Below are 22,721 nucleotides of genomic sequence, written 5' to 3'. Positions count from 1 at the left end.
AAGGATAAATTGAATTCTAGTCGCCCACCCGGGGCGACTAACCTCTCAGCCAAGGGCGCGGACCACCCATGACATGAAAATGCAAGTGATGAACCTCTTGGCCCCCCTCTACCCCAGTGTTGGTGACCAAACGGTAGCCACCTTCCGGATAGGGGTTGCAACCCTCTTTCAAAGCCAACTGCGGCACCAGGGCCATCATGTGCGCCATCAGGGCACCATGCTCCGCCGTGATGTGCGCCATGCTGGGAATATGCGCTTTAGGAATCAGCAAAAAGTGAACCGGCGCCCAGGGATTGATGTCATGGAAGGCATAGACATGCTCATCCTCATACACTGCCTTGGACGGGATCTGCTTAGCCACGATCTTGCAAAAAATGCAATTCGCATCGTGGGCGTGATGGGTGTGCTCGCTCATGCACCGATCTCCTGACCTTTGTTCATAGCCATAAAGCCTGTCACGATACGGTAGAGAAACCACAACGATATGACAGCCCAGGCAATAGCCCCGGGAAAGTAGAACAAAAAGAACAAAGGGAAGGTCAGCGCGTAGGCCAGCCCCGCAAAAATAACGGAACGGATACGCCAGCGGAAATGGGATGCATGCCACGTACCGGCTGCGTCATCGCGCTTGACCAGATCCAGTATCAAGGCTACGACCAACAAGGTCATACCGAACTGCCCACCAGGAATAAATGCAGCGACGGTCACAATGAGGTGGAGCACATAGCTGATCGTCCCCACCGTGTTGAGACCTTGCAGCTTGAGCAACAAGGCTTGATCTGGCGTGGCGGGCGTCGTAAAGTCCTGGCTCATGGCTTGGCTCCTTACTTCGACTCGGCTTCGCGGGCCACGGCCTTGCGCAAGGCCTTTTCTTCCAAGCCACTGGTGCCTAGGCGGCGCTCCAGCTCAGCAATGACGTCAGCTGGGCTCAGACCATAGTGGGCCAGGGCCACCATGCTGTGGAACCACAGGTCCGCCATTTCGTAGACGATTTTGTTTTTGTCACCACCGTGGTCGGCGTCTTTGGCGGCGAGCACCACTTCGGTGGCCTCTTCGCCGATTTTCTTCAAAAAGGCGTCGGGGCCTTTGTGCAGAAGGCGAGCCACATAGCTGGCCTCGGGGTCACCCCCGTTGGCGGCTTTGCGGCTTTCAATGACAGCGGCCAAATGCGCCAGTGCGTCTTGGGAGGTGAGTGTGTCCTGCATGGTGTGAATACGCGCTTTACTTGTAAATGGATTCAGGGTCTTTGAGCACCGGGTCCACCGCCGCCCACACGCCGTCCTTCAGCACACTGAAGAAACAGCTGTGACGACCGGTGTGGCAGGCAATCCCCGGCTCGTGGCCCAACTGGGTCACTTTGAGCAAGATAACGTCACTGTCACAGTCCATGCGGATTTCATGGACTTTCTGCACATGGCCGGACTCCTCGCCCTTGAACCAGAGCTTGTCACGCGAGCGGCTGAAATACACCGCCTGCCCGAGCTCTACGGTTTTTTGCAGGGCCTCCCGGTTCATCCAGGCAAACATCAACACATCCCCCGTGGTGTGCTCTTGCGCAATGACAGGCACCAAGCCTTTGGAGTCCCAACGGATGTGCTTGATCCAGCTGACTGGATGGGTAGTTTGAGATTCCATTTGCTACTTTTTTAATAGCTACTCGCGCAATAGTCACGAGGGCTAGAGGCCAAAAAGGCTTAAATCCGGACAGGAATTCCCCGCTCGGCCATGCGGGCCTTGGCTTGGCCCACGGTGTATTCACCGTAGTGAAAGATGCTGGCCGCCAACACGGCGTCCGCCCCACCCTGCTGCACGCCATCGGCCAGATGGTCCAGGTTGCCTACGCCACCGCTGGCAATCACCGGCACGCTGATGGCGTCTGCCACCGCGCGGGTCAGCGCCAGGTCAAAACCGCTCTTGGTGCCGTCGCGGTCCATGCTGGTAAGCAAAATCTCACCCGCACCACGACGCGCCATTTCGGTGGCCCACACCACGGCATCCAAGCCGGTGTTTTTGCGGCCGCCATGGCTGTACACGTCCCAGCCGGCGCCACGGGTGGCGGCGTCTTCAGCCGAGCGGCGCTTGGCGTCAATCGCCACCACAATCGCCTGCGAGCCGTATTTGAGCGATGCGTCCTCAATGACCTGCGGATTGGCCAAGGCCGCCGAGTTGAAGCTGACTTTGTCAGCACCGGCATTGAGCAGGCGACGCACATCGTCTACCACACGCACCCCGCCACCGACGGTGAGCGGAATGAACACTTGCGAAGCCACCGCCTCGATGATGTGCAGAATCAAATCCCGCCCATCGCTGGTGGCAGTGATATCGAGGAAAGTGAGTTCGTCAGCACCCTGGTCGTTGTAACGCGCAGCAATTTCTACCGGGTCGCCAGCGTCACGCAGCTCGACAAAGTTCACGCCCTTGACGACGCGACCACCGGTTACGTCCAGACAAGGAATGATGCGTTTGGCTAGCATCAGCCGTTGAGCTCGTCGGCGCGGGTCTGTGCAGCAGCAAAGTCCAGGTCACCGCTGTAGATGGCGCGGCCGCAGATCACACCTTCCACACCTTCGTCTTCCACAGCGCACAGGGCTTCGATGTCCGCCATATTGGACAAGCCGCCAGAGGCGATGACGGGAATGGTGAGGGCTTGGGCGAGCTTGACGGTGGCGTCAATGTTGATGCCCGTGAGCATGCCGTCGCGGCCGATATCGGTGTAGATGATGCCCTCGACGCCGTAGTCTTCAAACTTTTTGCCGAGGTCGATCACATCGTGGCGGGTGAGCTTGCTCCAACCGTCGGTGGCCACTTTGCCGTCGCGGGCATCCAAGCCCACGATGATGTGACCGCCAAACGCGGTGCAAGCGTCCTGCAAAAAGCCGGGGTTCTTGACCGCTGCGGTACCGATGATGACGTAGCGCAAGCCCGCATCCAGGTAGCGCTCGATGGTGTCCAGATCGCGGATACCGCCACCCAGCTGCACATCAATCTCGCCGCCCACTTCCTTCAAGATCTTGCGAATCGCCACCTCGTTCTTGGGATGGCCCGCAAACGCGCCATTCAAATCTACGAGGTGCAGGCGGCGCGCGCCCTTGTCAACCCAGCTTCGGGCCATGACCGCAGGGTCTTCGCCGAAAGTGGTGGATTGGTCCATATCGCCTTGTTTGAGGCGAACGCAGTGGCCGTCTTTGAGGTCAATCGCAGGAATTAAAAGCATGGTGCTTCAGGGTTGGAGGAAAAAAGAGGTCGCTTTGCCAAATGCAGAGGTGCGGCAAGGATGAAGAATCAAGGGTTCCAGTGCAGGAAATTGCGATACAGGGCTAAACCATGTTCGGCGCTTTTCTCAGGATGGAATTGCGTCGCGAAAATATTATCACGCGCAATAGCGCAAGAGAAGCGCTGGCCGTATTCGGTCTCGCCCACGCTGTGGCGCGCATCCGACGGTTGGGCGTAGTAGCTGTGCACAAAGTAGAAGTAGCTGCCGTCAGGCACCTCACCCCAGACGGGGTGCCGGGGCTCTGCGGTCTGCCAAACCTGATTCCAGCCCATTTGGGGCACTTTGTAACGGCTGCCATCGGGCTGAATCTGCCCTGCCAGCTCAAACTTGATCACCTCGCCGGGAATCAGGCCCAGCGACGGCGTATCTTGCTCTTGCGAGTGGTCCAGCAGCATTTGCATGCCCACACACACGCCCATGAGTGGCTTGTGAGCGGCTGCGTGCATCACGGCATCGAACATACCGGAGTCGTGCAACTCGCGCATGCAATCCCGCATGGCGCCCTGCCCTGGCAATACGACACGCTCGGCGTCCATGACTTCTTGCGGGGTGCGGGCCCAGACGACCTCGACACCCGTGCCCTCGGCAACATGCATCACTGCCTGGGTCACTGAGCGCAAGTTGCCCATGCCGTAGTCAACGACAGCGACCTTTTTCATCAGAGCGATCCTTTGGTGGACGGGATAACACCCAGTGCGCGAGGATCAAATTCCAGCGCAGCGCGCAAGGCGCGGGCGAAGGCTTTGAACACGGTTTCGGCCTGGTGGTGGGCGTTTTCGCCCTTGATGTTGTCAATATGCAAAGTCACCAGCGCGTGGTTCACAAAACCCTGAAAAAACTCGTGGGTCAACTGCGTGTCAAACGCGCCGATCATGCCGCTCTTGAAGGGCACATCCATCTCCAGCTGCGGGCGACCCGAAAAGTCGATCACTACCCGGCTCAAAGCTTCATCCAGCGGCACATAGGCGTGGCCGTAGCGGCGAATGCCTTTTTTGTCGCCCACGGCCTTGGCAAACGCCTGCCCGAGGGTGATGCCCACGTCTTCCACGGTGTGGTGGCCGTCAATATGCAGGTCGCCTTCGGCTTCGATGTCGAGGTCGATCAGCCCGTGGCGGGCAATCTGGTCGAGCATGTGGTCGAAAAAGCCAATGCCAGTGTTCAGGCGGCTCACGCCCGTGCCGTCTAGGTTCACGCGCACGCGGATTTTGGTCTCCGCCGTGTTGCGGGACACTTCGGCAATGCGTGCGGGCATGGCAGCGGGGACTTCGGTGATCGGGTAATTGGTGCTCATAAGGTTTCCTGCAAGGCCTGAATCAGACGGGCGTTTTCTTCGGCGGTGCCGACGGTCAAACGCAAGCAGCGGGCCAGCAATGGGTGCATTTTAGAAACGTTCTTAACCAGCACCCCGCGCGCCTTCAAACCATCGAAGACTTTTTGGGCAGCATCGTCCGCGCCGGCAAAGCGCACCAACACCATATTGGCATCGCTGTCCCACGCTTTCACGCGGGGCATGGCGCGCAACGCTCCTAAAAGCGTAGCGCGCTGCGCACATATCTCTTGGGCTTGCGCCGCAAAAGCCTCTTGATACTCCAAGGCGAACAAGGCGCACTCGTAGTTCAGCACGCTGATGTTGTAGGGTGGGCGCACCTTGTCAATCTGGCCTATCAGGGCGGCGGGGCCGGTCATATAGCCCAGGCGCACACCGGCTAGGCCAAACTTGCTCAGGGTGCGCATCAGCACCACATGGCTGTGAGCGGCTGGGTTGGCGCGGATCACCTCCATGTAGGTGCGGCTAGAAAACGGCTGGTAGGCCTCGTCCACCGCCACAATGCTGCCGGCCTGCTTGGCGGCGGCGATCACGGTGGCCATGTCGGCCTCGTCCCACAAATTGGCAGTGGGGTTATTAGGGTAGGCCAGATACACGATGGCGGGCTGTTTCTCGGTGATGGCCTGCACCATCGCGGGCACGTCGAGGGCAAAGTCTTCGGTGAGCGGCACACCCACAAAGTCCAGCCCTTGCAACTGGGCGCTCATGGCGTACATCACAAAGCCGGGCGTGGGTGCCAGCACCACAGGGCGGGCCTCGCCGGGTTGGGCAGGCACGTCGCAGGCCATAGAGAGCAGGCTGATCAACTCGTCCGAGCCATTGCCCAGCATGATGTCGTGGCCGGCCGGCATGCCAGCATACGCGGCGAGTGCGGTGCGCAAATCATTCACACGGCCATCGGGGTAGCGGTTCAGTGCCAGCGCGCCAAGCCGCTGGCCCAGGGCCTGCTGCAGGTGGGCTGGCAACGAAAACGGGTTCTCCATGGCGTCGAGCTTGACCATGCCCTTGGAGTCTTGAATGGCGTAGGCGTGCATGCTCTGCACATCCTGGCGGATGCGGCGCGCAATCAGCGCCTGAACGTCAGCAGCCATGTCGGCAGAGGTATCAGCAGAGGGAGTCATGCAATGGCTTTCAAAAAAACTAGTCGGCCAGCGCCAAGTCGGCAGGCGTGGCTTGCAAAGGGTTCAAGATGGTGATGCCGTCCATCTGCTGGCCGTGTTGCAGGTCCAACGACAGCACATGGCTGGCCCCGCTCTGCGCGGCAGCGGCAACCACCAGTGCATCCCAATACGGCAGGCCGAAGCGGGCTTCCACGCCCCAAGCGGTTTCCACCGTCTGGTGGTCGATCTGCCAAGGCTGCCAGAGCTGGTAGCGGCGCAGCTTGGCGCGCGCATCGCCCTGCGGCATGGCGAAGTGGCGGGTGGCGCCCACGTAATAGGCGTTAAGCACCTGAGTGCTAATGCGCCCTGCCCTGCGCTGCCACAAGGCCTGCAGCCATTCGCGCACACGGGCTTGGCGGGCGGAATCAAACGCATCGTCAGCGGCTAACAGCACGTTGGTGTCCACAAAGACGATGGCACCGGAGGTGTCGAGCGGGCTAGCCATTGTTCAAATCCCGTGTGGGATAACTCTTGCCACCCGAGCTGAAGCTGGAGGTATCCGCCACCCAGTCGCGCTGGGCGCGGGCGTAAGCGTCGTCGTGCTGCATCTTGTCGGTGAGCATTTCACCCACCAAGCGCGACACACTGGTGTTGCGGCGCGCCGCCTCGATCCGCACCCATTCCAGGGTGGCGTCTTCGACGGTGATGGTGACGTTTTTCATGACGAAAGCAGTTTACACGAAATTCGTGTTGCACGAGATTCGTGTGAATTACCCCAAAAATCCAGGTCTTGCTTTGGCATAGTTTGTCGGCAAGGCCGTCGGTAAAGCCAGCCTGCCACCACGTAGGAGATGGCAAATCCGGGTACAACCTTGCACCTACTTCCCAGGAGGCGCTTTTGCTATCTATTTCGAAGCAGCTCGCGCTTATTCAGCCTGCGCTTACGTCGTATTTGATGACCCAATGGGCTAGCCCTTGTTACGGCGGCGTAGAGATCTCCACGACCTCTTGTGATTCATGACTGCATGGACCCGACGCATCACAACCCTGGCGATAGCCCTGCTCTTCGGCTGCGTGATGGCGGGTATCGAACCTTACCCGCACCAACATGATGCACTGGCGCTTGCTGTCGGGACCGTGTTCTTTCTGGCGGTAGCAACCTCGACCCAGCACGCGGCACTCCAGCGCCTGTGGCTTGCTTACGGGTTGACAACCATCACGTGCTACTCGCTGGTCTACTTGTGGTTCTGGTGGGGCGCGATGCGCCTCGGCTGGTGGTATCCAACACCGCCACCACTGATTCAACAGTGGTTCTTTGTGGATGGCGAGGGCGGCCACGACGCGATGGTGAGTAACCTGTTTCTCGTCCTATGGTGCGTGACTTCACTCGTTTTTGCGGTCAGTCGCCTCAGACACACTCCCGAAAAATCTCTTTAAGCTGCGCGCTGGAATCCGTATCGTGGCGCATCGTCAAATCGCCGGGCTCCCACTGTGGTGGAGCGCGTCGACATACCCACTGGATTCAAGTCTCAATCATATTGACTCTTAACCCTCTCGAAATATGCGCAACACGCTCCTAAATGAATAGCAAAAACGCAACTTCAGAGGCAGGGATAAACCGTCCCCAGCGCATTCACCAACACCAACTGCACCGGGAAATCGGCCTCATACAGGTCGGCGTTGCGTTTGAGTTCGGTGGTGTAGATGTTTTTGGCCATGCTGGGCTCCAGCCTGCGGCCGTTGAGGCAGATGCTGGCGGGTGCTCCGGCACGCACGGCTTGGGCGTGGGCCTCTAGCGCACCTTCCATGACGCCGACCAGGTAATAGTCGGTGTAGGTGCTGCCTTGCTTTTCGGTCTTTTCCAAGGCCCGCATTTCGCGGATGGTCATTGCCTGGGCCGTGGAAGCTGCGGCGAGGCACAGCGCGAAGATGGCTGCCGCTTGCCGCAGCGGGGGGAAGGTCTTGAGGGTGTGAAGTGTGGTGCGCATAGGGCTTGGTCGTCCTGATGCGCCCATTCTTACTTCAATCGCATTTCCGCCGCACGTGCATGGGCTTGCAGGCCCTCGCCATGGGCGAGTACCGAAGCAATCTGTCCCAGCGCTTGGGCGCCCTGCTCGCTCACTTCAATCAAGCTGCTGCGCTTCTGGAAGTCGTACACCCCCAGCGGGCTGCTGAAACGCGCGGTGCCGCTGGTGGGCAGCACGTGGTTGGGGCCGGCGCAATAGTCGCCCAGGCTTTCAGATGTATAGGCGCCCAAAAAGATGGCACCGGCGTGCTTGAGCAAAGGTTCCCATTTGTGCGGGTCGTTGCTACTCACTTCCAAGTGCTCGGGCGCAATGCGGTTGCTGATCTCGCAGGCCTCTTCCATGCTGCGGGTCTGGATCAGTGCGCCACGGCCGGTGAGGCTTTTGGCAATGATCTCGGCGCGCGGCATTTCAGGCAGCAGCCGGTTGATGCTCTGTTGCACTTGCTCGATGTAGGCCGCGTCCGGGCACAGCAAAATGCTTTGTGCCAGCTCGTCGTGCTCGGCCTGACTGAACAAATCCATGGCCACCCAGTCCGGCGGTGTGGTGCCGTCTGCCAGCACCAGAATCTCGCTGGGACCGGCAATCATGTCGATGCCCACAGTGCCGAACACACGGCGCTTGGCGGCGGCCACATAGGCGTTGCCGGGGCCGGTAATCTTGTGCACAGCGGGAATGGTGGCGGTGCCGTAGGCCAAGGCAGCCACGGCTTGCGCGCCGCCAATGGTGAAGGCACGGGTGACGCCCGCCACATAGGCAGCCGCCAGCACTAGGGCATTTTTCTCGCCTTTGGGCGTGGGAACCACCATGATGATTTCGCCCACACCGGCCACGTGGGCGGGGATGGCGTTCATTAACACGCTGCTGGGGTAAGCCGCTTTGCCGCCGGGCACGTAGATGCCCACGCGGTCCAAGGGTGTGACTTTTTGGCCCAAGAGCGTGCCGTCTTCGTCACGATAGGTCCAGCTTTCGCCGGAGGCTTTCTTTTGTGCTTCGTGGTAGCTGCGCACGCGTTTGGCTGCCGCCTCCAGCGCAGCACGCTGGTCTGCGGGAATGCTGTCAAACGCGGCTTTGAGCTCGGCTTGGGTCAGCTCCAGCGCCTTCATGTCGGTGGCGCTCAGGCCATCGAAACGGGCGGTGTACTCCAGCACGGCCGCATCGCCGCGCTGCTGCACGTCGGCCAGGATGTCAGCCACGCGCTGCTCGATGGCGGCATCGGTGTCGGCAGACCAATGCAGGCGCGCCTTGAATTCCGCCTCAAAAGTGGCGCTAGCGCTTGATAAACGTGCGGGAGCAGCTACAAAAGTCATAGCAAATGAGTTTCCGGAGTTAGGGGCCTACGGCGCCTGCAAAGGCGTCGATGATCTTGCGGATGGGTTCTTGTTTGAGCTTGAGCGCAGCTTGATTCACCACCAAGCGGGAGCTGATGTCCATGATGCGCTCTACCTCGACCAAGTGGTTGGCCTTGAGGGTGTTGCCGGTGGAGACCAGGTCCACAATCGCATCAGCCAAGCCGACCAAGGGTGCGAGTTCCATGCTGCCGTAGAGCTTGATCAAGTCCACGTGCACGCCCTTGCTGGCGAAAAACTCGCGGGCGATGGCCACGTATTTGGTAGCCACTTTCAGGCGGGAGCCCTGCTTGACGGCAGATGCGTAATCAAAGTCGGCCCGCACCGCCACGCTGATGCGGCACTTGGCAATCTGCAAATCCAGCGGTTGGTAGAGGCCTTGGCTGCCGTGTTCCAGCAAAGTGTCTTTGCCGGTAATACCGAGGTCGGCACCACCGTACTGCACATAGGTGGGCACGTCGGTGGCCCGCACCACCAGCACGCGCACGTTGGGCTGGTTGGTGTCCAGAATCAGCTTACGAGACTTCTCGGGGTCGTCCAGCACCTCAATGCCAGCGGCTTTGAGCAGCGGTACGGTTTCTTCAAAAATGCGGCCTTTGGACAGGGCCAGGGTGATCATGTCTGCGCTCATGGCGGGCTCTCGGAGTTACGTGCGCCTCAGGCGGACAGGGCTGCCCATTCGGTGGGCGAGAAAGTTTTCATGGACAAGGCGTGCACCTCGTCGGTTTGCATGCGGTTGCCCAAGGTGGCGTACACCAGGCGCTGGCGCTGCACCAGGCGTTTGCCTTCGAATTCAGGCGATACGATGGTGGCGTACCAGTGGCGGCCATCGCCTTCGAGCGCGCAATGGTCACAGGCGAGGCCGGCGGTGATGAGGGCTTGGAGTTGGTCTGCGGTCATAAGAGTCTCAGCTGCGGATTTTGTAGCCGCTGCGCAGCAGTTGAAGGGCGATCAGGCTCACCGCCACGGTGGCGCCGCCGACGACAGCAAGGCTCATCCACGGCGACACGTCGCTGATGCCAAAGAAGCCGAAACGGAAGCCGTCGATCATGTAGAAAAACGGGTTGAAGTGGCTCACGCCTTGCCAGAAAGCAGGCAGGGAATGGATGGAATAGAACACGCCGCTCAAGAACGTCATGGGCATCACCACAAAGTTCTGGAAGGCGGCCAGCTGGTCAAACTTTTCAGCCCACAAGCCGGCAATCAGCCCCAACGCAGCCATCAGGGTCGCGCCCAGAAAGGCGAACACCAAGATCCACACCGGCGCCGCATAGCTCATGGGGGTGAAGAAAGCCGCCACCACAAAGACGCCCAGAGCCACCACCAGGCCGCGAATCACAGCGGCCCCCACATAGGCCACAAACCAGTTGAAATACGACAGCGGAGTGAGCAACAAAAACACCAGATTGCCCATGACCTTGCTCATGATGAGCGAGGACGAACTGTTGGCAAACGCGTTTTGCAGCAGGCTCATCATCGCCAAGCCGGGCACTAAAAAGGCGGTGTAACTGACCTGGTCGTACACCTTCACATGGCTTTCCAGCGCGTGGCCGAAGATCAACAGGTACAACATGGCGGTCAGCACTGGCCCGGCGATGGTTTGGGCCGCCACCTTCCAGAAGCGCAAGGTCTCTTTGTAGAGCAGGGTTTGCCAGCCGTTCATGCGTGTGCTCCTTGCTTGTTCATGATGTCAAGGAACACGTCTTCGAGGTCTGCCTTGCGGATCTCCACATCTTCCACCGCGACGCCGGCTTGGCGCACTGCGGCCAGGTAATTCTCGATCTCGAGCGCGTTATTGGCAGGCAGCTGGACGATACGACCGGTGATACGGGCGCGCGCGGCCAACTCAGCTGGCAATGCATCGGCCGTCTTGAAGCGCAGCACATTGCTGCTGGCGGCCTTGAGCAGGTCGCTGGTTTTGTCCAACGCGACAATGCGGCCCGTCTTGAGCATGGCAATGCGCCCGCACAAGGCTTCGGCCTCTTCCAGGTAGTGGGTGGTCAGCAACACGGTACTGCCCTGTTTGTTGAGGTTTGCCACGAATTGCCACAGCGTCTGGCGCAACTCCACATCTACACCCGCAGTGGGTTCGTCCAGCACGATGACGGGAGGTTTGTGCACCAAGGCCTGCGCCACCAGCACACGGCGCTTCATGCCGCCGGAGAGTTGGCGCATGTTGGCATTGGCCTTGTCGGCGAGGCCCAGGCCCTCGAGCAGCTCATCCACCCAGGCGTCGTTGTTTCTCAGACCGAAGTAGCCGGACTGGATGCGCAGCATTTCGCGCACATTGAAAAACGGATCAAACACCAGCTCTTGCGGCACCACACCCAGTTTGCGGCGGGCGTCGGCGTAGTCGGTCTGTACATCGCTGCCGAGCACTTGCACATGGCCGCTGGTGGGGCGGGACAGGCCGGCCAGCATGCTGATCAAGGTGGTTTTGCCCGCTCCATTGGGACCGAGGAGGCCGAAGAATTCGCCCTCTTCGATGTTGAGACTGACGTTATCGACTGCCTTAAAGGTGGTGCCTTTCGGCCCCTTGGGCGAGGGATACGTCTTGGAGATAGATTGGAAGGAGATAGCGGGCATAAAGCACCCGCAATTTTACGCTGCCGCGTTCACGCGGGCTTGAGCAGGGCGTCAATCCCGTACAGGGCAGCAAGGTCGCGCAAGCGCGCGGGAAGTTTTTGCACCGCAAACATCTTGCCGGCCTTAGCGCACTCGCGCCGCAGCTCCAACAACACGGCCAGGGCCGAAGAATCAAAGCGCTGTAAACGCTCGCCATCCACCACTACAGTCGCTGCTTCATGCTGCAGGCCGTCACGCAGTTCTGACAAACAAGCGGGTGCGACCTCGTGGGTCATGGTGGCGGGTAGTTGCAGCACATCAGCCTTTCTTGGCGTTCGCCTTGTTTTGTTCTGTCAAGGCGCTGATGAGGCCATCCACACCTTTTGCATTGATCTGCTGGGCAAATTGGCTGCGATAAGTCTCGACCAGCCACACGCCCAACACGTTCAGGTTATAGATCTTCCAGCCGGCACCGACACCCGGAGTCTTCTCCAGGCGGTAGTCGAGCTGGATGGGATCACCCTTCCCTTTGATTTCGGTACGAACCACCACTTCTTTATCCTCAGGCGCGGCGCGCAGGGGTTTCATGGCAATGCTTTGGTCGCTGACTTGTGCCAATGCGCCGGCATAAGTGCGCACCAGCAGGGTTTTGAACTCCTCTTGCAAGCGCTTTTGCTGCTCGGGGCTCGCCTGGCGCCAACCAGGCCCGACGGCGGAGGCCGTCATGCGCTGGAAGTTCACATTGGGCATGATGCGCGAATCGACCAGGGCCACAATTTTGCTGGTGTCGCCGGCACGCAGTGTCTTGTCGGCTTTGATGGTGTCCAACACGTCAACCGAGAGGCGCTTGATCAGTGCATCGGGAGCCTCGTCATCCGCATGGACCGGGCTGCTGGCCAGTCCACCCAATGCCGCCATCACCACTAGTGCGCCACTTAAAAAACCACGTTTTTTCAACATTACTTTTTCCTCTAACAGTGCCAGATTATCGTTTTTGCGGACCGCCACGCACAAAAACAGCTACGACCTTACGGCTCCGAGGGTTCCTCGTCGGGCGGATTGCCGTCATACACCTGATAACGCTGACGCTGCAAATACGCATCACGGGTAAACGAGTAGCGATCAAGCGCGGCACCACTCACGACATCTTCAGCCCCCAGAAAACCGGCGCGTGTATCGACTAAATCAACCACGGTGAGTCCAGCGCGGGTTGCTTCGTCGCCCAATTGGTTCACCAGATTGCCGCGGTTGTCGATCGGCAAGGCGCCTACCTCGCGCAATGTGTAGGGCCCCAGCAGGGGTAACACCACATAAGGGCCGGCACCGACGCCCCATCGTCCCAGCGTGATATTGAAATTAGCAGGATGCTTTTCAATATTCAGATCGCTGGCGATATCGGCCAATCCGCCCAAACCCAGTGTGCTGTTGATCATCACCCGCCCGAGGCTATCCCCAAAGGCTTGCCCCCGCAGTTGCAAAGCATTGTTGACCGTAGACCACACATCGTCCAGGTTTGAGAAAAAATTCTTGATGCCCTTGCGCCCCAAGGCAGGCACGGTGTTGACATAGGCCGTTGCCACCGGCTTGAGCACGGCGCGATCTACCGCGTCGTTGAAGCCAAACACGGTGCGATTGATGGACTCCAAGGGGTCGCGCGGGTCAGGGTTAGCAACCGTGGCGCAGCCTTGGAGCAAAGCCACCAGGGCGATGCCCACCATCCAGCGGATCGACGGGCGCATCATGGTGCCTCTTTGGCGGATGGGCCATCCGCCGCTTTGCTGTACAGGAACTGGCTGATCAGGTTCTCCAGCACCACCGCGCTTTGGGTGGTGCTGATGACATCGCCGGCAGCAAGGTTGGCGCTGTCAGCGCCGGCTTCGATCCCGATGTACTGTTCGCCTAGCAAGCCACTGGTCAAAATCTTGAGTGAGCTATCTTTGGGGAAGGCGTGGCTCTTGTCCATCGACAGGGTCACTTCGGCCTGGAAGGTTTTGTCATCAAAGCCGATGGACTCCACCCGGCCGACCACGACCCCTGCACTTTTGACTGCAGCCTTGGGCTTGAGTCCGCCGATGTTGTCAAACTTGGCCGTGACTGTGTAACCCTTGTCTACGCTGAAGCTCAACAGATTGGCGGACTGCAGTGCCAAGAACGCCAGCGCCAAAGCACCGAGCAACACAAACACGCCCACCCACACATCATTTTTTGAACGCTGCATTTTCTACCCTCAAATACTAAACATCATGGCGGTCAGGACAAAGTCCAGTGCCAACACGGTGAGCGATGCCACGACCACCGTGCGGGTTGTGGCACGGGCCACACCCTCAGGGGTGGGCTGGGCCTCAAACCCCTGCAATAAAGCAATAGAACTGACCGCAAACCCGAACACTACGCTTTTGATGATGCCATTGCCCACGTCAACCCATGCATCCACCCCACTCTGCATCTGGCTCCAGAAAGCACCGGAGTCGATGCCGATCATGGGCACGCTGACCACCCAGCCCCCCAGCACGCCCACGGCACTAAATATGGCGGCAAGGATGGGCATGGCGATCACAGCCCCCCAAAACCGAGGCGCCAAAATACGGGCCACCGGGTCCACTGCCATCATCTCCATGGCGCTGAGCTGTTCACCCGCCTTCATGAGGCCGATTTCTGCGGTGAGCGAAGTGCCCGCACGGCCGGCAAACAACAGCGCAGTCAGCACCGGGCCAAACTCTCGCACCAGGCTCAGGCTGATCAGCATTCCCACTGAGTCTGCAGCGCCAAAGCGCTGCAGGCCATAGTAGTACTGCAAGCCCATCACGAAGCCCACAAAAACGCCCGACACCGCAATGATGGCCAACGAGTAGTTGCCCATGAAGTGAATCTGGTCGCGCAACAACGCCGGACGGCGCAACACCGCCCCCAAGGAGGCGACCAATCGGAAGAACAAGCGGGCACCCGCACCCGCATCCGCCAGCGCGCTGCGCACGGCATAACCCAATTCAGCCGGTTGCAAGAACTTCATGAAGGGGCCCCGACAGAAAAATCCGCATCCACAGGGGCTGCGGGGTAATGGAAGCGCACCGGACCTTCGGGGAGCGCGTTTACGAACTGATGGACCAAAGGATCGACACTGTCGCGCACCTCTTGGGGCGTGCCTTGTGCCGCAATTTTGCCGTTGGCCAAAATAATGACTTGGTCTGCGATGTGGAAGGTTTCTTCCAGATCGTGCGACACCACAATGCTGGTCAGGCCCATTGCATCGTTGAGTTGGCGGATCAGGCGGGCGGCGGTACCCAGCGAAATCGGGTCCAAACCTGCAAACGGCTCGTCATACATCACCAACTCGGGGTCCAAGGCGATAGCACGAGCCAGCGCGACGCGGCGGGCCATGCCGCCAGACACTTCGGACGGCATCAAGTCCCTGGCACCCCGCAGGCCGACGGCGTTGAGCTTCATTAACACGATGTCGCGGATCAGGGCCTCGGGCAATGTGGTGTGCTCACGCAGCGGAAAGGCCACGTTGTCAAACACACTCAAGTCAGTGAACAAGGCTCCAAACTGAAACAGCATGCCCATGCGCCGGCGGGCGGCATACAGCTCCGCGGTGTTCATCCGAGTGATGTCCTGGCTGGCACCCTCGCCCGGGGCGCCATGGAGAAGCACTTGCCCGCCTTGAGCGCGATATTGCCCGCCGATCAGGCGAAGCACGGTGGTTTTTCCGCCTCCTGAGGCTCCCATCAGCGCAGTGACTTTGCCACGAGGGACCGTCAGGCTGATGCCGTCGAGAATGCGACGCTCCCCATACCCGAAGGAAACGTTATTCAATTCAACCAGAGCTGTAGAAGATGTTGGAGCCATAAAGCAAGAAGGCCGGGATGTGCCCGGCCTTGGAATGATAAGGGGGAAAACCCTTATCAGCGTGGCAGCTCGGTAAAGCCCATCAGGAACTCATCCACCGCACGGGCTGCTTGACGGCCTTCACGGATCGCCCAGACCACCAACGATTGGCCGCGGCGGATGTCGCCCGCGGCAAACACCTTGGGCACATTAGTCGCGTAGCCGCCTGTGAAATCGGTTGTAGCCTTGGCGTTTCCACGCCCATCTTTGTCGATACCAAAGGACTCCAGCACTGTCGCCACCGGGTTCACAAAGCCCATGGCCAGCAAGACGAGGTCGACCTTGAGTACTTTTTCTGTGCCGGGCACATCGACCAACTTGCCGTCTTTGAATTCGACTTGCACGGTCTTGAGACCCGTGACCTTGCCTTTTTCGCCGATGAACTCTTTGGTCGAGATGGAGAACACACGCTCGCAACCTTCTTCATGGCTGGAGCTGGTGCGCAACTTCAGCGGCCAGTAGGGCCAGGTCATAGGGCGGTTTTCTTCAGCCGGTGGCTCGGGCATCACCTCAAACTGGGTCACGCTGACCGCGCCGTGGCGGTTGGAGGTGCCCACGCAGTCAGAGCCGGTGTCGCCACCGCCAATGACGATGACGTGCTTGCCGTCAGCGCGCAGCTGGTTCTTGAGCTTATCGCCGGCATTGACCTTGTTTTGCTGGGGCAAAAACTCCATCGCGAAGTGCACACCGTCGAGTTCGCGGCCGGGCACCGGCAGATCGCGGGACTGCTCGGAGCCGCCGGTCAGCAGCACCGCGTCGAAATCCTTCTTGAGCTGCTCGGGGGAAATGGTTTCCTTGGCCCAGTTGGTAACTTTGGAACCCTTGGGCATGTCACCCACGAGCACGCCGGTGCGGATGGTGACGCCTTCAGCGACCAGTTGCTCAGCGCGGCGGTCGATGTGGGTCTTTTCCATCTTGAAGTCAGGAATGCCGTAACGCAGCAGGCCGCCGATGCGGTCGTTCTTCTCGAACAAGGTCACATCGTGCCCTACGCGGGCCAACTGCTGGGCCGCAGCCATGCCCGCGGGGCCGGAGCCGACCACGGCCACTTTTTTACCGGTCTTGACGGTTGCGGGCTGGGGCTTCACCCAGCCTTCGTGCCAGGCGCGGTCGATGATGGCGTGCTCGATCGACTTGATGCCCACTGCCTCTTCGTTGACGTTCAAGGTGCAGGCTGCCTCGCAAGGTGCGGGGCAGATGCGACCGGTGAACTCAGGGAAGTTGTTGGTGCTGTGCAGTGTGTCGATCGCGGCCTTCCAATCTTTGCGGAAGACGAGGTCGTTGAAGTCAGGAATGATGTTGTTGACCGGGCAGCCGTTGTTGCAAAACGGCGTGCCGCAGTCCATGCAGCGCGCGGCTTGCTTATTGGCCTGTGCATCGTCCAAACCGATAACGAACTCTTTGTAGTTTTTCAAGCGCTCAACAACGGGCTTGTAGCCCTCTTCGATGCGCTCAAACTCCATGAAGCCAGTGACTTTTCCCATGATGTATGTCCTTGTACGTTAGATCAGACCGGCCTTACTTGGCTGCGGCTGCTTCTTTTTTTGTAGCAGCATCCGCAGACTTGGCGGGCGCTGATGCCGATTTACGTGCATGAATCTCACCCAGAGCACGCTTGTACTCATTGGGAAATACCTTCACGAACTTGGCGCGGGACACTTCCCAGTTGTCCAACAACTCGCGTGCACGCTTGCTACCGGTCCAGCGGTTGTGGTCTTCGAGCAGCTTCTTGAGCTGGGCTTCATCCGACTCACCACGGTGCCAGACCGCTCTGTCCATCGCAGTAGCTTGTTCAGCCGCAGTCAACACCTTCTCGAGGCTGACCATGGCAGTGTTGCAGCGCTTGGCGAATTGGCCGTCTTCGTCGTACACGTAGGCGATACCGCCGCTCATACCCGCTGCAAAGTTGCGGCCGGTTTTACCCAACACAGCTACGGTGCCGCCGGTCATGTACTCGCAACCGTGGTCGCCAGTACCCTCGACCACCGCAGTAGCGCCAGACAAGCGAACCGCAAAGCGCTCGCCTGCCACGCCGCTAAGGAACGCTTCACCCGTAGTCGCACCGTACATAACGGTGTTACCCACGATGGTGTTACTGATGGCGTCACCGCGGAAGTCGATGCTAGGGCGCACCACCACACGGCCGCCGGAGAGGCCCTTGCCGGTGTAGTCGTTGGCGTCACCAATCAGATACAGGGTAATGCCCTTGGCCAGAAAGGCGCCGAAGGACTGGCCGCCTGTGCCTTCGAGCTGGATGCGGATGGTGTCATCCGGCAAGCCCTCGGGGTGCACCTTGGTCACCGCACCGGAAAGCATGGCGCCCACGGAACGGTTCACGTTACGGGCACGCTCCATGAACTGGACCTTCTCACCCTTGTCGATAGCAGCGCGGCTCTTGGCGATCAGTACATTGTCCAAGGCCTTCTCCAAGCCGTGGTCCTGCTCCAGCACCTGGAAGCGTGGCACGTCGGCAGGCACGTTGGGTTGGGCAAACAGCCGGCTGAAATCCAGGCCTTGCGCCTTCCAGTGCTCGATGCTCTTGCGGGTGTCAAGCAGGTCGGAACGGCCGATCATGTCGTCGAACTTGCGGATGCCCAGCTGGGCCATGATCTGGCGGACTTCTTCAGCAATGAAGAAGAAGTAGTTCACCACATGCTCTGGCTTGCCGGAGAACTTGGCTCGCAACACGGGGTCTTGTGTTGCCACGCCCACGGGGCAGGTGTTCAGGTGGCACTTGCGCATCATGATGCAGCCTTCCACCACCAGCGGTGCGGTAGCGAAGCCGAACTCATCCGCACCCAACAAGGCGCCGATGGCGACGTCGCGGCCGGTCTTCATCTGGCCGTCAGCCTGCACGCGAATGCGGCTGCGCAAGCGGTTCAGCACCAAGGTCTGCTGGGTTTCGGCCAAACCGATTTCCCAAGGGCTGCCGCAATGCTTGATGGAGGACCACGGCGAAGCGCCGGTACCACCATCGTGGCCTGCGATCACCACGTGGTCAGCCTTGCACTTGGCAACGCCGGCAGCGATGGTGCCCACACCGATTTCAGACACCAGCTTGACGCTAATGCCGGAGTGCGGCGCCACGTTCTTCAAGTCGTGAATCAGCTGGGCCAAGTCCTCGATGGAGTAAATATCGTGGTGTGGAGGGGGCGAAATCAGGCCCACACCGGGCACCGAGTGACGCAGCTTGCCGATGTACTCAGAAACCTTGCCACCAGGCAACTGACCACCTTCGCCGGGCTTAGCGCCCTGGGCCATCTTAATTTGGATTTGGTCAGCACTGGACAGGTATTCGGCGGTCACACCGAAACGGCCGGACGCTACTTGCTTGATGCGGCTGCGCAGGGAGTCGCCGGCCAGCAAAGGCAGGTCCACCTCCACGTTCTCGACGCCGATCACGCTCTTGAGGCTGTCGCCCTGCTTGATCGGGATACCTTTGAGTTCGTTGCGATAACGTGCAGCGTCTTCACCACCCTCGCCGGTGTTGCTCTTGCCGCCGATGCGGTTCATGGCTACTGCCAATGTTGCGTGGGCTTCGGTGGAGATGGAGCCCAAGGACATGGCGCCGGTCGCAAAACGCTTGACGATTTCCTTGGCGGATTCGACTTCTTCCAGTGGAATCGCCTTGGCAGGATCCACCTTGAACTCGAACAGGCCGCGCAGCGTCAGGTGGCGCTTGGACTGGTCGTTGATGATCTGAGCGTATTCTTTGTACGTATTCCAGTTGTTGGCGCGGGTGGAGTGCTGCAGTTTGGCAATCGCATCCGGGGTCCACATGTGGTCTTCACCGCGGGTGCGCCATGCGTATTCGCCGCCGGCATCCAAGGCGTTGGCCAGCACAGGGCTGTCGCCGAAGGCGAGCTTGTGCATGCGGATCGCTTCTTCAGCAATCTCGAAGACACCAATGCCCTCCACCTTGCTCGGGGTGCGGGTGAAGTACTTGTCGATCGTCTCGGTATTCAGGCCGATGGCCTCAAACAACTGGGCACCGCAGTACGACATGTAAGTCGACACGCCCATTTTGGACATGATCTTGGACAGGCCCTTGCCAATCGCCTTGATGTAGTTGTAGATGGCCTTTTCAGCGCTCAGGTCGCCCGGCAGCTCTTTATGGATGCTTTGCAGGGTTTCCATCGCGAGGTAGGGGTGCACGGCTTCTGCACCGTAGCCGGCCAACACTGCGAAGTGGTGCACTTCGCGGGCAGTACCGGTTTCGACCACCAGACCTGCTGTGGTGCGCAGGCCTTCGCGCACCAGATGCTGGTGAATAGAAGACAGGGCCAACAGCGCAGGAATAGCAACCTGCGTGGCGCTGATGCTGCGGTCGCTGATGATCAGAATGTTGTTGCCGCTCTTGATGGCGTCAACCGCCTCGGCGCACAAGGAAGCCAGCTTGGCTTCGACGCCTTCATGACCCCAAGACAGCGGATAGGTGATGTCGAGGGTGTAACTGCGGAACTTGCCTTGGGTGTGGTGCTCGATATTGCGCACCTTGGCCATGTCGGCAAAGTCCAGCACTGGCTGGCTCACCTCCAGGCGCATGGGCGGGTTCACCTGGTTGATGTCCAACAGGTTGGGCTTCGGGCCAATGAAAGACACCAGCGACATCACGATCGCTTCGCGGATCGGGTCGATCGGCGGGTTGGTCACCTGCGCGAACAGCTGCTTGAAGTAGCTGTAGAGCGGCTTGTTTTTATCAGACAACACCGCCAAGGGGCTGTCGTTGCCCATGGAGCCAATCGCCTCTTCACCAGCTGCCGCCATGGGCGCGATCAGGAACTTCAAGTCTTCTTGGGTGAAACCGAAGGCTTGTTGGCGGTCCAGCAAGCTCACCTGGTCGGTGATGCGCTTGGGTTCGACACCCGCCACCACAGCAGACAAAGCGCTGTCGGTACGGCGCTCGTCGAAGGTGACGTTGTCCAACTTGATACGCAGATTCTCGATCCACTGCTTGTAAGGCTTGCTGTTGGCGAGGCTGGCTTTGAGCTCCTCGTCATCGATCATGCGGCCTTGCTCCAAGTCGATCAGGAACATCTTGCCGGGCTGCAAGCGCCACTTACGCACGATTTTGTTTTCAGGCACCGGCAACACGCCGGACTCGGAGCCCATGATGACCAAGTCGTCATCGGTGATGCAGTAGCGGGAAGGACGCAGGCCATTGCGGTCCAAGGTGGCGCCGATCTGACGGCCATCGGTGAACACGATCGAGGCCGGACCATCCCATGGCTCCATCATGGCAGCGTGGTATTCGTAGAAGGCCTTGCGGCGCTCGTCCATGGTGGTGTGCTGCTCCCACGGCTCGGGGATCATCATCATCACGGCCTGGCTGATGGGGTAGCCCGCCATGGTCAACAGCTCAAGGCAGTTGTCGAAGGTGGCGGTGTCGGACTGGTCTGCAAAGCTGATGGGGTACAGCTTTTGCAGATCTGCAGCCAACACGGGGGAAGACATCACGCCTTCGCGGGCCTTCATCCAGTTGTAGTTGCCTTTAACGGTGTTGATTTCACCGTTGTGGGCCACATAGCGGTAGGGGTGAGCCAATGGCCATTCGGGGAAGGTGTTGGTGGAAAACCGCTGGTGCACCAGCCCCAAAGCCGACACGCAACGGGTGTCTTCCAGATCCTTAAAGTAAACACCCACCTGGTCGGCCAGCAGCAGGCCCTTGTAGACCACGGTGCGGCTGGACATGCTGGGCACGTAATACTCTTTAGAGTGGGTCAGGCCCAGTGCCTGGATGTTGGCGCTGGCGGTCTTGCGGATGACGTACAGCTTGCGCTCCAGCGCGTCTTGCACGATCACGTCGTTGCCACGGCCGATGAAGACTTGACGCAGGATGGGTTCTTTGGCGCGCACGGTGGGCGACATGGGCATATCGCGGTTCACCGGCACATCGCGCCAACCCAACAGCACTTGGCCTTCGGCCTTGATCGCGCGTTCCATTTCCTGCTCGCAAGCGAGGCGGGAGGCGTGCTCTTTGGGCAGGAAAATCATGCCGACGCCGTATTCGCCTTGGGGCGGCAAGGTCACGCCTTGCTTGGCCATTTCTTCGCGGTACAGCGCATCAGGCAACTGAATCAAGATACCGGCGCCATCGCCCATCAGTGCGTCTGCGCCTACTGCGCCGCGATGGTCCAAGTTTTCGAGGATCTTGAGTGCATTCTTGACGATGTCATGGCTCTTCTCGCCCCGGATGTGCGCGACAAAACCGACGCCGCAGGCATCGTGCTCATTCGCGTTGGAATACAAACCGTGGTCTTTGAGATATTGGATTTCGGCTGCCGTGGTCATGGCGCACTCCTGAAAATTGCAATGGAGTTGGAGAATACTGCAATGCAACAAAAGTGCCAAGATTTTTAAATGGGGTCTGACCCCGTTTAAATTAATCCGGATTGGTGCCCAAACTTATTGGGGCCAAATCAATTTGATAGCAATAGGTGCTTTATTTATTTGAGCCTAAGCCCTATTTGGCTAAGAATTAACGCGAAGAGCTGGCCGACCAGGGGCCTTTTTGGTGAGTCTACGGGCGCTGCTTTTTTGCAAATCTGCGACAAAAGCGGCATCTCCCAGGGCCCATCCACCGATCACCGCGTCAGTAATTTCACCCAATTGCACTGAATTGAGGCCCTCTTGCACTGCCGCTTGGTACTGGGCTTCCCGGGCAAACGGGGTATTGCCTAAACCCCAATACGCCGGATGTGTCGCGATGCGCTTGTCCACCCGGGCACCGCTGTAATGGGCATGGGTCGACCATGCATAGTCCGCCGACGTTGCCCCTTCACCATGCCGCATGGCATGGGTATCGAAGTAGGTCAACACCGGTAGTAAATAGCGCGGCTCCAGCACTGCGGATTTAAACCGGCCTTCCCACAGGGTACCGCGACGGTCGTATTTGCTATTGAAGTACCTGACATAGCTCCGGCCCAAGGCCTGCATCAAGCCCGGCAAGCCCTCTGCACTTGCGGGCGTCACTAGCAAATGGAAATGGTCTGCCAAGACCACATAGCCATGCACTGCAACGTTGTATGCCTCGGCGGCGGTGTAAATCGCGGTCAAAAACGCTTCGAAATCCTCAGTATCCCGGCAGACCGCTTGGCCATGGGCCCCGCGCTGTAATACGTGGTGCAAGTGCCCTGCAATCGATAGTCTTGGAAGTCGTGCCATGGTGGAGAATCGTAGCGGATACCCGCCCCTCTA

General features: G+C 59.4%; 27 protein-coding genes. 1 reads left to right on the top strand and 26 read right to left on the bottom strand.

From position 1 onward, the window contains the following. Positions 1–37: 37 nt before the first annotated feature. The 11 genes from U5L73_RS06040 to U5L73_RS05990 form a co-directional block, all read right to left on the bottom strand. Positions 38–415 carry a histidine triad nucleotide-binding protein gene (locus tag U5L73_RS06040; protein WP_322561500.1) on the bottom strand — a complete coding sequence of 126 codons (378 nt, stop codon included), beginning with the start codon at positions 413–415 and terminating at the stop codon, positions 38–40. Beyond that, positions 412–813, bottom strand: a complete 402-nt coding sequence (locus U5L73_RS06035) for a hypothetical protein (RefSeq protein WP_322561499.1) — start codon at positions 811–813, stop codon at positions 412–414. Before U5L73_RS06035 ends, U5L73_RS06040 begins: the two co-directional genes overlap by 4 nt. 11 nt (positions 814–824) lie before the next feature. Further along, positions 825–1,205, bottom strand: coding sequence for a phosphoribosyl-ATP diphosphatase (locus U5L73_RS06030; RefSeq protein ID WP_322561498.1), 381 nt, complete (start codon positions 1,203–1,205; stop codon positions 825–827). Between the two features lie 16 nt (positions 1,206–1,221). Continuing rightward, positions 1,222–1,635, bottom strand: a complete 414-nt coding sequence (gene hisI, locus U5L73_RS06025; protein ID WP_322561497.1) for a phosphoribosyl-AMP cyclohydrolase — start codon at positions 1,633–1,635, stop codon at positions 1,222–1,224. 59 nt (positions 1,636–1,694) lie between these two features. Then, on the bottom strand, positions 1,695–2,474 hold the full coding sequence (hisF, locus tag U5L73_RS06020) for an imidazole glycerol phosphate synthase subunit HisF (RefSeq protein WP_322561496.1): 780 nt from the start codon (positions 2,472–2,474) through the stop codon (positions 1,695–1,697). Then, entirely contained in the window at positions 2,474–3,214 is a 741-nt protein-coding gene (gene hisA, locus U5L73_RS06015) for a 1-(5-phosphoribosyl)-5-[(5-phosphoribosylamino)methylideneamino]imidazole-4-carboxamide isomerase (protein WP_322561495.1), read from the bottom strand. Before hisA ends, hisF begins: the two co-directional genes overlap by 1 nt. Positions 3,215–3,282: 68 nt before the next feature. Then, positions 3,283–3,933, bottom strand: a complete 651-nt coding sequence (gene hisH / locus U5L73_RS06010; protein WP_322561494.1) for an imidazole glycerol phosphate synthase subunit HisH — start codon at positions 3,931–3,933, stop codon at positions 3,283–3,285. Further along, positions 3,933–4,526, bottom strand: a complete 594-nt coding sequence (hisB, locus tag U5L73_RS06005; protein ID WP_322561937.1) for an imidazoleglycerol-phosphate dehydratase HisB — start codon at positions 4,524–4,526, stop codon at positions 3,933–3,935. Before hisB ends, hisH begins: the two co-directional genes overlap by 1 nt. Before the next feature lie 35 nt (positions 4,527–4,561). Continuing rightward, positions 4,562–5,692 (bottom strand): histidinol-phosphate transaminase, encoded by a 1,131-nt coding sequence (hisC, locus tag U5L73_RS06000; protein ID WP_322561936.1) that lies wholly within the window; start codon positions 5,690–5,692, stop codon positions 4,562–4,564. Positions 5,693–5,741: 49 nt separating this feature from the next. Then, the gene (locus U5L73_RS05995; protein WP_322561493.1) at positions 5,742–6,206 is read right to left on the bottom strand and encodes a PIN domain-containing protein; all 465 of its coding nucleotides are present in this window, start codon (positions 6,204–6,206) and stop codon (positions 5,742–5,744) included. After that, positions 6,199–6,423, bottom strand: coding sequence for a CopG family transcriptional regulator (locus tag U5L73_RS05990; RefSeq protein WP_322561492.1), 225 nt, complete (start codon positions 6,421–6,423; stop codon positions 6,199–6,201). Before U5L73_RS05990 ends, U5L73_RS05995 begins: the two co-directional genes overlap by 8 nt. Before the next feature lie 295 nt (positions 6,424–6,718). On the opposite strand from U5L73_RS05990, the gene U5L73_RS05985 reads away from it, so the two are divergent. Then, complete coding sequence (locus U5L73_RS05985) at positions 6,719–7,138, top strand: hypothetical protein (RefSeq protein ID WP_322561491.1); 420 nt, start codon at positions 6,719–6,721, stop codon at positions 7,136–7,138. A gap of 164 nt (positions 7,139–7,302) precedes the next feature. On the opposite strand, the gene U5L73_RS05980 is transcribed toward U5L73_RS05985, so the two are convergent. From U5L73_RS05980 to U5L73_RS05910, 15 genes are all read right to left on the bottom strand, one after another. After that, positions 7,303–7,689, bottom strand: coding sequence for a hypothetical protein (locus U5L73_RS05980; protein ID WP_322561490.1), 387 nt, complete (start codon positions 7,687–7,689; stop codon positions 7,303–7,305). 29 nt (positions 7,690–7,718) lie between these two features. Next, positions 7,719–9,035, bottom strand: coding sequence for a histidinol dehydrogenase (hisD, locus tag U5L73_RS05975; protein ID WP_322561489.1), 1,317 nt, complete (start codon positions 9,033–9,035; stop codon positions 7,719–7,721). 19 nt (positions 9,036–9,054) lie between these two features. Beyond that, the gene (hisG, locus tag U5L73_RS05970) at positions 9,055–9,693 is read right to left on the bottom strand and encodes an ATP phosphoribosyltransferase (protein WP_322561935.1); all 639 of its coding nucleotides are present in this window, start codon (positions 9,691–9,693) and stop codon (positions 9,055–9,057) included. A 38-nt stretch (positions 9,694–9,731) separates the two neighbouring features. After that, entirely contained in the window at positions 9,732–9,974 is a 243-nt protein-coding gene (locus U5L73_RS05965; protein WP_322561488.1) for a BolA family protein, read from the bottom strand. Positions 9,975–9,981: 7 nt separating this feature from the next. Continuing rightward, positions 9,982–10,737 carry an ABC transporter permease gene (locus tag U5L73_RS05960; protein ID WP_322561487.1) on the bottom strand — a complete coding sequence of 252 codons (756 nt, stop codon included), beginning with the start codon at positions 10,735–10,737 and terminating at the stop codon, positions 9,982–9,984. Then, positions 10,734–11,660: an ABC transporter ATP-binding protein gene (locus tag U5L73_RS05955; RefSeq protein ID WP_322561486.1), complete on the bottom strand. Its 927-nt coding sequence runs from the start codon at positions 11,658–11,660 to the stop codon at positions 10,734–10,736. Before U5L73_RS05955 ends, U5L73_RS05960 begins: the two co-directional genes overlap by 4 nt. Before the next feature lie 29 nt (positions 11,661–11,689). After that, positions 11,690–11,956: an STAS domain-containing protein gene (locus U5L73_RS05950; protein WP_322561485.1), complete on the bottom strand. Its 267-nt coding sequence runs from the start codon at positions 11,954–11,956 to the stop codon at positions 11,690–11,692. A 1-nt stretch (position 11,957) separates the two neighbouring features. Continuing rightward, complete coding sequence (locus U5L73_RS05945; protein ID WP_322561934.1) at positions 11,958–12,557, bottom strand: ABC transporter substrate-binding protein; 600 nt, start codon at positions 12,555–12,557, stop codon at positions 11,958–11,960. Between the two features lie 110 nt (positions 12,558–12,667). Next, a complete protein-coding gene (locus U5L73_RS05940; protein ID WP_322561484.1) occupies positions 12,668–13,381 on the bottom strand; it encodes a VacJ family lipoprotein in 714 nt (237 codons plus the stop codon). After that, positions 13,378–13,857, bottom strand: a complete 480-nt coding sequence (gene mlaD, locus U5L73_RS05935; protein ID WP_322561483.1) for an outer membrane lipid asymmetry maintenance protein MlaD — start codon at positions 13,855–13,857, stop codon at positions 13,378–13,380. Before mlaD ends, U5L73_RS05940 begins: the two co-directional genes overlap by 4 nt. Before the next feature lie 9 nt (positions 13,858–13,866). Continuing rightward, positions 13,867–14,649, bottom strand: a complete 783-nt coding sequence (mlaE, locus tag U5L73_RS05930) for a lipid asymmetry maintenance ABC transporter permease subunit MlaE (RefSeq protein WP_322561482.1) — start codon at positions 14,647–14,649, stop codon at positions 13,867–13,869. Then, positions 14,646–15,485, bottom strand: coding sequence for an ABC transporter ATP-binding protein (locus tag U5L73_RS05925; RefSeq protein WP_322561481.1), 840 nt, complete (start codon positions 15,483–15,485; stop codon positions 14,646–14,648). Before U5L73_RS05925 ends, mlaE begins: the two co-directional genes overlap by 4 nt. A 56-nt stretch (positions 15,486–15,541) precedes the next feature. Then, positions 15,542–17,008 carry a glutamate synthase subunit beta gene (locus U5L73_RS05920; protein WP_322561480.1) on the bottom strand — a complete coding sequence of 489 codons (1,467 nt, stop codon included), beginning with the start codon at positions 17,006–17,008 and terminating at the stop codon, positions 15,542–15,544. Between the two features lie 34 nt (positions 17,009–17,042). Continuing rightward, positions 17,043–21,815, bottom strand: a complete 4,773-nt coding sequence (locus U5L73_RS05915; protein ID WP_322561479.1) for a glutamate synthase-related protein — start codon at positions 21,813–21,815, stop codon at positions 17,043–17,045. Between the two features lie 180 nt (positions 21,816–21,995). Next, complete coding sequence (locus U5L73_RS05910; RefSeq protein ID WP_322561478.1) at positions 21,996–22,688, bottom strand: transposase; 693 nt, start codon at positions 22,686–22,688, stop codon at positions 21,996–21,998. Positions 22,689–22,721: the final 33 nt, after the last annotated feature.

The organism is Rhodoferax sp. (genome assembly GCF_034520025.1).
GTDB lineage: Bacteria > Pseudomonadota > Gammaproteobacteria > Burkholderiales > Burkholderiaceae_C > Allorhodoferax.
This window is presented reverse-complemented; position numbering and strand designations above follow the sequence as displayed.

What these genes read in the sequence shown, in the direction of transcription:
- U5L73_RS06040 (WP_322561500.1), bottom strand. Translation starts at nt 415, where the DNA reads ATGAGCGAGCACACCCATCACGCCCACGATGCGAATTGCATTTTTTGC.
- U5L73_RS06035 (WP_322561499.1), bottom strand. Translation starts at nt 813, where the DNA reads ATGAGCCAGGACTTTACGACGCCCGCCACGCCAGATCAAGCCTTGTTG.
- U5L73_RS06030 (WP_322561498.1), bottom strand. Translation starts at nt 1,205, where the DNA reads ATGCAGGACACACTCACCTCCCAAGACGCACTGGCGCATTTGGCCGCT.
- hisI (WP_322561497.1), bottom strand. Translation starts at nt 1,635, where the DNA reads ATGGAATCTCAAACTACCCATCCAGTCAGCTGGATCAAGCACATCCGT.
- hisF (WP_322561496.1), bottom strand. Translation starts at nt 2,474, where the DNA reads ATGCTAGCCAAACGCATCATTCCTTGTCTGGACGTAACCGGTGGTCGC.
- hisA (WP_322561495.1), bottom strand. Translation starts at nt 3,214, where the DNA reads ATGCTTTTAATTCCTGCGATTGACCTCAAAGACGGCCACTGCGTTCGC.
- hisH (WP_322561494.1), bottom strand. Translation starts at nt 3,933, where the DNA reads ATGAAAAAGGTCGCTGTCGTTGACTACGGCATGGGCAACTTGCGCTCA.
- hisB (WP_322561937.1), bottom strand. Translation starts at nt 4,526, where the DNA reads ATGCCCGCACGCATTGCCGAAGTGTCCCGCAACACGGCGGAGACCAAA.
- hisC (WP_322561936.1), bottom strand. Translation starts at nt 5,692, where the DNA reads ATGGCTGCTGACGTTCAGGCGCTGATTGCGCGCCGCATCCGCCAGGAT.
- U5L73_RS05995 (WP_322561493.1), bottom strand. Translation starts at nt 6,206, where the DNA reads ATGGCTAGCCCGCTCGACACCTCCGGTGCCATCGTCTTTGTGGACACC.
- U5L73_RS05990 (WP_322561492.1), bottom strand. Translation starts at nt 6,423, where the DNA reads ATGAAAAACGTCACCATCACCGTCGAAGACGCCACCCTGGAATGGGTG.
- U5L73_RS05985 (WP_322561491.1), top strand. Translation starts at nt 6,719, where the DNA reads ATGACTGCATGGACCCGACGCATCACAACCCTGGCGATAGCCCTGCTC.
- U5L73_RS05980 (WP_322561490.1), bottom strand. Translation starts at nt 7,689, where the DNA reads ATGCGCACCACACTTCACACCCTCAAGACCTTCCCCCCGCTGCGGCAA.
- hisD (WP_322561489.1), bottom strand. Translation starts at nt 9,035, where the DNA reads ATGACTTTTGTAGCTGCTCCCGCACGTTTATCAAGCGCTAGCGCCACT.
- hisG (WP_322561935.1), bottom strand. Translation starts at nt 9,693, where the DNA reads ATGATCACCCTGGCCCTGTCCAAAGGCCGCATTTTTGAAGAAACCGTA.
- U5L73_RS05965 (WP_322561488.1), bottom strand. Translation starts at nt 9,974, where the DNA reads ATGACCGCAGACCAACTCCAAGCCCTCATCACCGCCGGCCTCGCCTGT.
- U5L73_RS05960 (WP_322561487.1), bottom strand. Translation starts at nt 10,737, where the DNA reads ATGAACGGCTGGCAAACCCTGCTCTACAAAGAGACCTTGCGCTTCTGG.
- U5L73_RS05955 (WP_322561486.1), bottom strand. Translation starts at nt 11,660, where the DNA reads ATGCCCGCTATCTCCTTCCAATCTATCTCCAAGACGTATCCCTCGCCC.
- U5L73_RS05945 (WP_322561934.1), bottom strand. Translation starts at nt 12,557, where the DNA reads ATGGCGGCATTGGGTGGACTGGCCAGCAGCCCGGTCCATGCGGATGAC.
- U5L73_RS05940 (WP_322561484.1), bottom strand. Translation starts at nt 13,381, where the DNA reads ATGATGCGCCCGTCGATCCGCTGGATGGTGGGCATCGCCCTGGTGGCT.
- mlaD (WP_322561483.1), bottom strand. Translation starts at nt 13,857, where the DNA reads ATGCAGCGTTCAAAAAATGATGTGTGGGTGGGCGTGTTTGTGTTGCTC.
- mlaE (WP_322561482.1), bottom strand. Translation starts at nt 14,649, where the DNA reads ATGAAGTTCTTGCAACCGGCTGAATTGGGTTATGCCGTGCGCAGCGCG.
- U5L73_RS05925 (WP_322561481.1), bottom strand. Translation starts at nt 15,485, where the DNA reads ATGGCTCCAACATCTTCTACAGCTCTGGTTGAATTGAATAACGTTTCC.
- U5L73_RS05920 (WP_322561480.1), bottom strand. Translation starts at nt 17,008, where the DNA reads ATGGGAAAAGTCACTGGCTTCATGGAGTTTGAGCGCATCGAAGAGGGC.
- U5L73_RS05915 (WP_322561479.1), bottom strand. Translation starts at nt 21,815, where the DNA reads ATGACCACGGCAGCCGAAATCCAATATCTCAAAGACCACGGTTTGTAT.
- U5L73_RS05910 (WP_322561478.1), bottom strand. Translation starts at nt 22,688, where the DNA reads ATGGCACGACTTCCAAGACTATCGATTGCAGGGCACTTGCACCACGTA.